Source organism: Cupriavidus sp. 8B (assembly GCF_054589115.1).
The window spans coordinates 22717-32889 of sequence record NZ_BAAILO010000015.1 but is presented as its reverse complement, the minus strand read 5'-3'; the positions used below and the strand labels follow the sequence as shown (position 1 = coordinate 32889).

Sequence of the window (10173 nt, the reverse complement as noted above, 5' to 3'; positions counted from 1 at the left end):
CATCGCCAGCGCAACCGCCTGGGTCTGGCTATCTCAGGCACGTTTGCTCGTACGCCGATTGACCAATGCCTGAATTTGTCCTCACCCTCTTTGCCGACGCAAAGAAGAGTGACCGGCAGCCCCCGCAGGGGGATGTCGTACGGCTGTTGGATGCAAACGCCATCGCCGCTCAAACAAACACAATCAGCGCCCCCCGTCATCCAAATCCATCACTTAGCCACCGGCATCGTAAATTCCGCGCCCTTGCCAATACTATCCGGCCAGCGCTGCATGATGCTCTTGTAGCGCGTGTAGAAGCGAATGCCCTCCTCGCCATAAGCATGATGGTCGCCAAACAGCGAGCGCTTCCACCCGCCGAACGAGTGCCATGCCATCGGCACCGGGATCGGCACGTTGATACCCACCATGCCCACCTGGATCTGGCGCGAAAATGCACGTGCCACGCCGCCGTCGCTGGTGTAGCAGGACACGCCATTGCCGTACTCGTGGCCGTTGATCAGGTCCACCGCTTCGGCCAGGTCATGCACGCGCACCACCGACAGCACCGGGCCGAAGATCTCTTCCTTGTAGATGGTCATGTCCGGCGTGACGTTGTCGAACAGCGTGCCGCCCACATAGAAGCCGTTCTCGTGTCCCTCGACCTTGTGGCCGCGGCCGTCGGTCACCAGCTTGGCGCCTTCTTCCACGCCCTTGGCGATATAGCCTTCGACCTTGGCCTTGTGCGCGGCGGTCACCAGCGGCCCCATCTCGGCATCGTCTTCCATGCCGTTGCGGATCTTCAGCGATTTCGCGCGCTCAGCCAGGCGCGGCACCAGCTTGTCGGCGACATCGCCCACCGCCACGGCGACCGAAATGGCCATGCAGCGCTCGCCGGCCGAGCCATAGGCGGCGCCGATCAGCGCGTCCACGGCCTGGTCGAGGTCGGCGTCGGGCATCACCACCAGGTGGTTCTTGGCGCCGCCCAGGGCCTGCACGCGCTTGCCGCGCCTGGTGCCTTCCGTGTAGATGTACTCGGCGATCGGCGTGGAGCCGACGAAGGACAGCGCCTGCACGTCCTTGTGCGCCAGCAGCGCGTCAACGGCTTCCTTGCCGCCTTGCACCACGTTGAACACGCCATCCGGCAAGCCAGCCTGCTTGAGCAGGTCGGCAATCAGCAGCGAGGGCGAGGGATCGCGCTCGGACGGCTTGAGCACGAAGGTGTTGCCGCAGGCCAGCGCCACCGGGAACATCCACATCGGCACCATCACCGGGAAGTTGAACGGCGTGATGCCGGCCACCACGCCCAGCGGCTGGCGCAGGTTCCAGTTGTCGATGCCGCCGCCGATGTTGTCGGTGAAGTCGGTCTTGAGCAGGTTGGGAATGCCGCAGGCAAACTCCACGATCTCGACGCCGCGGGTGACTTCGCCCTTGGCATCCGAGAACACCTTGCCGTGCTCGCGCGTGATCAGCGCGGCGAGGTCGTCATGGTGGCGGTCGAGCAGCTCCTTGAACTTGAACAGGATGCGCGCGCGCTTGAGCGGCGCGGTCTCGGACCAGGCCGGGAACGCGGCGTGCGCCGCGGCCACCGCGGCATCCACGTCCTGCGCCGAGCCGAGCGCCACGCGCCCGGCCACGGCGCCGGTGGCCGGGTTGAAGACGTCGGCAAACCGGTCCGACGAGGCGGCGCGCACGGTGCCGCCGATGTAGTGCGCGATGTCGGCGATCTGCCGGTTCTCTGCGATGTTCACGTCAGTGTTCCTTGTCTTGTCTCTGCGGCCGCGGCATTCGCTGCAATCACTGCAGCTCTTGCAGGACCTTTTTCACGGTGTCGAACATCTCGTCGATCTGCGCCTCGGTGATGATCAACGGTGGCGAGAAGGCGAGGATGTCGCCGGTGAAGCGCACCAGCACGCCGCGCTCCAGGCATTTCAGGAAGGCTTCGTAGCCGCGCGCGCCCGGCTGGCCGGGACGCGGCTCCAGCTCGATGCCGGCGACCAGCCCGAGGTTGCGGATGTCCTTTACGTGCGGCGCGCCGCGCACGGCGTGCACCGCGGCTTCGAACTTCGGCGCCAGCTCGGCCGCACGGCCGAACAGGTTCTCGTTCTTGTAGATATCCAGCGTAGCGATGGCAGCAGCCATGGCCAGCGGGTGGCCGGAATAGGTGTAGCCGTGCAGGAACTCGATGGCGCCCGGTGCCGCGGCGTTGACCACGGTGTCGTGCACTTCGCGCCGGACCGCCACCGCGCCCATCGGCACGGCTGCGTTGTTGATGGCCTTGGCCATGGTGATCAGGTCCGGCGTGACCTTGAAGCGCTCGGCGGCTGTGGCCGCGCCCAGGCGGCCGAAGGCGGTGATGACCTCGTCGAAGATCAGCAGGATGCCGTGCTTGCTGGTGATCTCGCGCAGCTTTTCCAGGTAGCCCACCGGCGGCACCAGCACGCCGGCGGAGCCGGCCAGCGGCTCGACGATGACGGCGGCCACGTTGGACGGGTCGTGCAGCGCCAGGATGCGTTCCAGGTCGTCGGCCAGGTGCGCGCCCCAGGTCGGCTGGCCCTTGGAGTAAGCTGCCTCGGCAATATTCAGCGTGGCCGGCAGGTGGTCCGTGCCAGGCATCAGGTTGGCCGAGAAGGCCTTGCGGTTGGGGCCGATGCCGCCGACCGCCATGCCGCCGAAGCCAACGCCGTGATAGCCGCGCTCGCGGCCGACCACGCGGGTGCGTTGGCCCTCGCCACGGGCGCGGTGATACGCCAGTGCGATCTTCAGCGCGGTGTCGACCGATTCCGAGCCCGAATTGGTGAAGAAGATGCGGTCCAGCCCGGCCGGCATGATGGCGGCTACCTTGGTGGCGGCCTCGAAGGTGAGCGGGTGGCTCATCTGGAACGGCGGCGCGTAGTCCAGGGTCTGCACCTGGCGGGCGACCGCGTCCGCGATCTCCTGGCGGCAATGGCCGGCAGCGACGCACCACAGGCCGGCGCAACCGTCGAGGATCTGGCGGCCGTCATGCGAGGTGTAGTACATGCCGCTGGCGGAGTCGAGCAGGCGCGGGGCCGCCTTGTACTGGCGGTTGGCGGTAAACGGCATCCACAGGGCATCGAGATCGGGGATCACAGTCTTGGCGGCATCCATACGTCCTCCTCAGGAGCAATTGGTATTGGCTTGGGCGGCGGCGGTTGGCGCCGCACCGGGTTGTCAGTTGATTCTGGTGAATGCGGCCACTGTAGCGGCCCTGCCCGGCTTAAAGAATATACGGTCGACAGAACCTCGCCTTACCGTACAGTTAAGAGTGAGACAACTGTACAGATCAAAAAATGCCGAAGGCGTACGATCACGCCTGTGGATCCCGCTGCATCGCTCGCCACGACAGCCAAAGTCCCGCCAGCAGCCGGATTCACGTTGCAGCGCGGCAAAACCCGGCACCGTGACGTTGCTTCCCATCGAACTGCTACGCCCATTAAACTGTACAGGTCCATCCTTACATGTAACGCATGCTGAACCTTGAACTCGTCCGCAGCCGGCGCAGCGGCGACACCCTCACCGAGCAGATCGTGGCCGGCATCGCCAGCCTGGTGGACCGGCGCGTGCTGCGCGCCGGCGTGGCGCTGCCGTCGGTGCGGCACTTTGCCCAGCAGCACGGAGTCAGCACCTTCACCGTGGCCGAGGCCTACGGCCGCCTGACCGCGCTGGGCTACCTGAGCGCGCGCGTGGGATCGGGCTACACAGTGGCACACCGCCACGCGCCGGCCGGCCATGCGCCGGCGGCGCGCTGGGAGGCGCCCGGGCTCAACGCCGCATGGCTGCTGTCGGATGTGTTCGCCGATCATTCGGTGCCGATCAAGGCGGGCGCGGGCTGGTTGCCCGGCGACTGGCTCAACGAGGAAGGGTTGCACCAGGCCATGCGCGCTGCGGCGCGAGTGCCCGCCGCGCAGGTCTCGGGCTATGGCCACCCTTACGGCTTCGCCGCGCTGCGCGAGCATATCGCCGCCGGGCTCAGCCAGTACGGCATGCCGGTGCAGGCCCAGCAAGTGGTGCTGACCCAGGGCGCCACGCAGGCGCTGGACCTGGTGGTCCGCACATTGTTGCGCCCGGGCGACACCGTGCTGGTGGAAGACCCCTGCTACTGCAACCTGCTGCAAATCCTGCGCCTCGCCGGCTTGCAGGTAGTGGGCGTGCGCCGCACCGCAAGCGGGCTCGACACCGACGCGCTGGACCACGCCATCCGCACCCACGCGCCACGCGCGCTGTTCGTCAACACGGTGCTGCAGAACCCCACCGGCGGCACGCTCACCAGCATGAACGCGCACCGCGTGCTGCAACTGGCCGAGCAATACCGGCTGCTGGTGGTGGAGGACGATATCTACCGCGAGCTGGCGCCGGCCGGCTCGCCCATGCTGGCGGCCATGGACGGGCTCTCGCACGTGATCTACGTGAACGGCTTTTCCAAGACGATCACGCCATCGCTGCGGGTCGGCTACCTGGCGGCCAGCCCGGAGCTGTCCAAGGCGCTGGCCCGCACCAAGATGGCCGTGGGGCTGACGTCATCGGAAGTGACCGAGCGGCTGGTGTACTCGGTGCTGACCAGCGGCCACTATGGCCGCCATGTGGCGGCGCTGGCGGAGCGGCTGCGCGCCCAGCAGGACCGGATCACGGAGAAGATGGAAGCGCACGGGCTGGAGGTGATGCTGCGCCCGGAAGGCGGGATGTTCGCCTGGGCAAGGATGCGGCCGGAAGGCGGCGGCGACCAGGCCGCGCTGTCGGGCAACCGCCTGGCGACGCTGGCGCTGGAGCACGGCATCTGGCTGGCGCCGGGGTCTTATTTCGAGCCGGAAGAAGGCGACTCGCCCTGGATACGGTTCAACGTGGCAACCAGCGATGCACCCGCGCTGTGGCGATTTTTTGACGCGCTGCGCAGCCGGGAAGCACAAGGCGTGGAAACCGAACCCGCCTCCCGCGGCACGCGCGCCCCGCGCGCAGGCATGGTCAAGCTGGCCTGAGCGTCACGGCATCAGGCCAGGCCAGCCATTTTTGCAAGATCAGAAGCGATAGCGCACGTAACCCGTGTAAAAACCGCTGCCCGGATTGGGCTGCTTGATACCGGCGTTGGAGACGTGCTGGTAGCGGAAGCCGGCTTCGTAGGCAGTCTTGGGGCCAAAGGCCATGCCCACGCCGATCATGTCGGAGAACTGGAACAGGCTGCCGGAGCGGTGCTCGTCGGAGGTGGCCTTGTGGCTCATCATGCGCACACCAACCGAAGCTTCCAGGAAAGGCACCAGCGAGCCGCCGCGCTTCTCCACGCGCAGGATCGGCGAGAAGCCGAATTCGGTCACGTTCTGGTGATTGGTGCCGCTGCGGGCGTTCCATTCGGCCAGTTCGGCCTCCCACTGCAGCTTGGCCAGCCAGCCCTGCGGGTTGCCCCAGGCAAAGCCGGAATCCCAGTTCACGCCAACTTCGTACTTGTCGATGTTGTGGCCGGGATCGCGGCCGATGGCCACGTGCACCCCAGGATCGGCGTGCGCGGCAGCGCATGCGCCGAGGGCAGCAACGGCGCCAAGCGCCTTGATACGCAATGCAAACCGGTGGGCAAGGCCGGTGTTCTTCTTGTCGTTGGTCATGTGCATGATGGGTGGTAATTACCGCGAAGAATGGCAAGTCCTAGCGAAAACCTTGCCACCTCCCAGCGGCAAAGCCGACCACCCGTACTCAGGACCAGAGGCGTTCCACTACCCAGCCCGCGGTCACGCAGATCGCGAGCCAGGCGGTCATGCACCCGGCAATAAATCGGTAAGTCATGGTCAATTTCCGCAATAATCGCTTGGGGACAAGCGAATAATTACGGAATTATACATCCAGTCATGAATGTATGTTGAGACCGGCGAAATCGGGCTAGGGCTCGACGTTTCGGTGAGCGATTATGCACCTCCGGGACGGCTGATGCTCGCGGCACTGCGGGGGCTGTTGCCGCGCAGCGTCAATCCCCCCGCGCCACGGCGTTTTGGCCCATGACCACGGCGAAATCCGCTGCTGGCATTGGCCGGCCGAACAGGTAGCCCTGCGCCGCGTCGCAGCCCTCCTCGGTCAGCAAGCGTTGCTGGTCACGGGTCTCCACGCCTTCCGCCAGGGTTCTCATGCCCAGCGAGCGCGCCAGCGCGATGACCCCGCGAATGACGGCCAGTGCCTCGGGCGCACTGCCAAGCACAGCAACAAACGACTTGTCTATCTTGAGTGTCGCAACCGGCAGGCGCGTCAGGTAGGCCAGGCTCGAGTATCCGGAGCCGAAATCGTCCAGCGAGGCGCTGATGCCGCAGCGCCCGAGTTCGTCGAGCGCCGCGGCGGCACTGTCGAGGTCGGTCATCAGGGTGTCCTCGGTGACCTCCACGTCCAGCAGCCCGCATGGCACCTCGTGCTCGCGCGCGAGGTCCGCCAGCAAGCCCGCCAGCCCTGGCATGACCAGCTGCCGCGCCGACAGGTTGAGCGAGATCCTGGGCACCGGCAGGCCGGCACGCCGCCAAGCCGCGATCTGGCGGCACACGGCGCGCATGACCCACAGCCCCACCGCCGCCTCCAGCGGCGACTCCAGCAGCACATCGAGAAAGCCAGCGGGAGGCAGCAGGCCGCGCGTGGGGTGCTGCCAGCGCAGCAACGCCTCCGCGCCCGTGAGCCTGCCATCCGACAGCGACCACTGCGGCTGGAAGTGAAGCACCAGTTGGTCGTCGGCCATCGCGGCATGCAGGTCGGCGCGCAGCTGCAGCCGCTGGCGCAAGCCTTGGGCAAGGTCCAGGTGGAAGACGCGGAACTGGAAACGCCCCGCGGCCTTGGCCGCATACATGGCGGCATCGGCGTGGTTCAACAGGGTGTCGGCGGTGTCGCCGGCCTCGGGCCACTGCGCGATCCCTACGCTGGCACCCAGCAGCAGCGTGTGGCCGTCCACCTGGAACGGCTGCGACACGCCGGCCAGGATGGTGCCGGCAAAACGCTCGGCCTGGCCCGGCCGCGCGTCGCGCAGTATGAACACGAACTCGTCCCCACCGACGCGCGCAACAAAAGCCGAGGGGGCCAGCAGCGCGCGAAAGCGTTCGGCGACCTGGCACAGCAACATATCGCCCACGGCATGGCCAAAGGCATCGTTGACTTCCTTGAAGCGGTCGAGATCGACGAACAGCACCACCACCCCGCCGGCGGGCGGCGCCTGCGCTTCCATGCCGGCCGGCAGCACGGCCACCTGGTCCTCGTCCGCTTGCGCCACCGCGCGCGCCAGCACCAGTGTGCAGCGCCGGCGGTTTGGCAGGCCGGTCAGGTAGTCGTGATCGGCATGGTATTCAAGCTGGGCCGACTGTTGCCGTTCGCGGCTAACGTCGCGAAAGAGCACGGTAAGACCGTTCGCATCGGGAAAGGCTCGCACCTCGAACCAGCATGCCAGCGGGGGATAGTAGGCAGTGCAGGTGCGCGGTACGCCGCTGGCGGCGGCCTCGCGGTAGGTACGGTAATACGCCGAGCCGATCAGGTCCGGATAGCACTCCCAGATGCCGCGCCCATCCAGCTCCATACGGCTGCGCTTGAGCAAGCGCTCCGTGGCCTGGTTGACGTAGGTGAATCGCCACTCGCGGTCGAGCGACATGATGCCATCCGAGATGCGATCGAGCATCCCGGCAAGATGCGTGGGCAACGCCTTGGCAGGCGGCATGTTCGCGGGATTGGCATGGCAGGGCAAAAGTGGCGCGCGCTGGGGAGAGTCGTCCATGTCGAGGGGGGGCGTCCGAGCACCGCATGAATCACGATTGACATGGCGGCAGGTGGCAGGCGTCGGCCGCATTTTATCCTCGAACGCCCCGCACTGGTGTGCCGGCACCTGCCTTTGGCCGAAGGGATTGCGCGCCAATGCCCGCGACGATGACCACCGGCCACATACGGCTTCCCCCCATCATCCCCCCGTCATCCCCCCGTCGTCCCCCCGTCGTCCCCCACTTGTCGCCTGCGTCACGCTACCGTTGCATACTCCAGCGTTTTTGGCGTCTTGACGATGACCTCGGGGCGCTCGCCCACCACGACCGTATCGTCGAGCCGGAAGCCGCCCAGCCCGTAGACATAGATCCCCGGCTCCGCCGAGTAGACCTCGCCGCCCAGCAGCGCGCGCGTGTTGAAGGCCATGTCTTCCGGATACTCGTGCAGCATCAGCCCGACCGCGTGGCCGGTGCGGTGGAAGATGGTCTCGCCCAGCCCCGCACGCTCGATCACGGCCTGCGCGGCGGCGTCCATGTCGCAGACGCGGCGCCCGGTCACCGCAGCCGCCACCGCCGCATCTGTGGCCTCGGCGGCAACCTGGTAGCAGCGTGCCTGGCGCTCGTCCGGCTTGCCGCAGAACCACGTGCGCTCGTTCTCCACGTAGTAGCCGTTCAGGCGCGGCAGGATCAGGTTCACGATGGTATCGCCGGGCGCGATGCGCGCGCCGCACGCGGCGCCGTCGCCATGCGGCGAGGCCGAGGCCGGTCCCGTCAGCGTCCAGCATTTGAGGATGTCGAAATCCTCGCCGGGGAAGCGGCGCGCGGCCTCCTCCACCATCAGCGCTGACATGGCGTGGTCCAGCTCCTGCACCAGCCGCCCCGGGCGAATGTTCTCGCGGTAGCGGTCCTGCACCCAGTCGGTCAGGCTTCCAAGCTCGCGCATCACCTGCAGTTCTTCCGCATGCTTGACCCAGCGCATGCCGCGCATCTCGGCCATGGCAGGGCGCAGCGTGAGTTCCGGCAGGTAGCGCTGCGCCGCCGCGAGGATCGGATGAGCCACATCCACGGCAATGCGCGATCCGCCCAGCCCATGCGATGCCAGCAGCGACGCCACCACCTCGGGCAATTGCGGCGCCAGCGCCAGCCGCTGCGACACGCGCGGATGCTCGGCGTAGTACGTCACGTCGCGCAGCCAGACCTTCTCCCTTTCCGTGCACAGGCGCATGTGGTTGGTGGACAGTTCGTTCATCACCGCGAAGGGTTCGCCGTTGCGCGGCACGAACACGAATACGGGGCGCTCCCATGGCCAGACATCCAGCTGGAAGTTGGTGGCGAACTGGAAAAAATCCGGCGTGCTGAACACCAGCGCGTCAACGTGGATGCGGTCCATCAGCGCGTGCATCATGGCCAGGCGGTAGTCGCGCACGGCAGTCGTGATCTGCGGCATGTCTTGTCTCCTTGGTAGTGGGTACGGGGTCAGAGGGCAATGCCGAGCTTGCGGATCATGGGGCCCCACGCCTGCGCGTCGCGCTGCATGTAGCGCTCCACCTCGGTGGGCGGACCCTTGATCGCGTCAAGGAACTGGTTGGCCAGCTTGTCCTTGAATGCCGGCTCGTCCATGGCTGCAGCGATGTCGGCGTTGATCTTCTGCACCAGCGCCGCCGGCGTGCCCGACTTCGCCACGATGGCGTACCAGCCTGGCACCGCCTCGTCGTAGCCCAGCTCCTTGAAGGTGGGCACATCTGGCAACGCGGCCAGCCGCCGCTCGCCGGTCACGGCCAGCGCCACCAGCTTCTTGCCGGCGATATAGGGCTGCACGCCTGCCAGCACATTCATCATGACGGGCGTCTCGCCCGACATCAGGCTGGTTGAGCCACCGGCGCCATTGAACGGCACATGCTGCAGCTTGACGCCGGCGCGCTCGGCCACCAGCTCCATGGCCAGGTGCGTGGAGTTGCCGATGCCGCCGGAGGCGTAGCTGATGCCGCCCGGCCGCGCCTTGGCGAGCCGCACGAATTCGGCAAAGCTGGTGGCATGCATCGCCGGCGCGACCACCAGCACGAACGGCGAGTTGGCCAGCATCGCCACGCCGGTCAGGTCGCGCTGCGGCACATAAGGCAGCGCGGGATACAGGAAGGGATTGAAGGCCAGGTTGGAAACGCCGGCAAAGAACAAAGTGTAGCCATCGGCCGGCTGCTGCAGCACATAGTTGATGGCCAGCACGCCGTTGGCGCCGGGCTTGTTTTCCACGACAACGCTGCGGCCCCAGCGCTTGCCCAGCGCTTCGGCCAGTGCGCGCGCGAGCACGTCGTTGCCCGTGCCGCCGGCCTGCGGCACGACCAGCCTGACGGGGCGCTGCGGCCAGTCCTGCGCCCAGCCGGCGGCGCCATATGCCATGCCCGCCGCGGCGAGCGCGGCGCTTAATATCAGTGTGCGTCTCTTCACTTCGATCTCCTCTTCAATCCCCTGAGCGGCACCC

Annotated in this window: 7 protein-coding genes; 1 reads left to right on the top strand and 6 read right to left on the bottom strand. The window is 66.9% G+C overall.

Annotated elements, in window-relative coordinates:
* Positions 1-209: 209 nt before the first annotated feature.
* Positions 210-1727 (bottom strand): CoA-acylating methylmalonate-semialdehyde dehydrogenase, encoded by a 1518-nt coding sequence (locus ACYP5B_RS01625; RefSeq protein ID WP_400091391.1) that lies wholly within the window; start codon positions 1725-1727, stop codon positions 210-212.
* A gap of 46 nt (positions 1728-1773) precedes the next feature.
* On the bottom strand, positions 1774-3105 hold the full coding sequence (aptA, locus tag ACYP5B_RS01620) for an omega-aminotransferase AptA (protein ID WP_459568304.1): 1332 nt from the start codon (positions 3103-3105) through the stop codon (positions 1774-1776).
* Between the two features lie 359 nt (positions 3106-3464).
* Between aptA and ACYP5B_RS01615 the strand changes: the two genes are divergently transcribed.
* Positions 3465-4970, top strand: a complete 1506-nt coding sequence (locus ACYP5B_RS01615) for an aminotransferase-like domain-containing protein (protein ID WP_400091389.1) — start codon at positions 3465-3467, stop codon at positions 4968-4970.
* Between the two features lie 39 nt (positions 4971-5009).
* Here the strand turns inward: ACYP5B_RS01615 and ACYP5B_RS01610 are convergent, their stop codons facing one another.
* The 4 genes from ACYP5B_RS01610 to ACYP5B_RS01595 all read right to left on the bottom strand — a co-directional run bounded on the left by ACYP5B_RS01610 (position 5010) and on the right by ACYP5B_RS01595 (position 10139).
* Positions 5010-5588: an acyloxyacyl hydrolase gene (locus ACYP5B_RS01610; RefSeq protein ID WP_400091485.1), complete on the bottom strand. Its 579-nt coding sequence runs from the start codon at positions 5586-5588 to the stop codon at positions 5010-5012.
* A gap of 356 nt (positions 5589-5944) precedes the next feature.
* Complete coding sequence (locus ACYP5B_RS01605; protein WP_459568303.1) at positions 5945-7714, bottom strand: putative bifunctional diguanylate cyclase/phosphodiesterase; 1770 nt, start codon at positions 7712-7714, stop codon at positions 5945-5947.
* Positions 7715-7950: 236 nt separating this feature from the next.
* Complete coding sequence (locus ACYP5B_RS01600) at positions 7951-9141, bottom strand: M24 family metallopeptidase (protein ID WP_459568302.1); 1191 nt, start codon at positions 9139-9141, stop codon at positions 7951-7953.
* Between the two features lie 29 nt (positions 9142-9170).
* Positions 9171-10139: a Bug family tripartite tricarboxylate transporter substrate binding protein gene (locus ACYP5B_RS01595; protein ID WP_459568301.1), complete on the bottom strand. Its 969-nt coding sequence runs from the start codon at positions 10137-10139 to the stop codon at positions 9171-9173.
* Positions 10140-10173 lie beyond the last annotated feature (34 nt).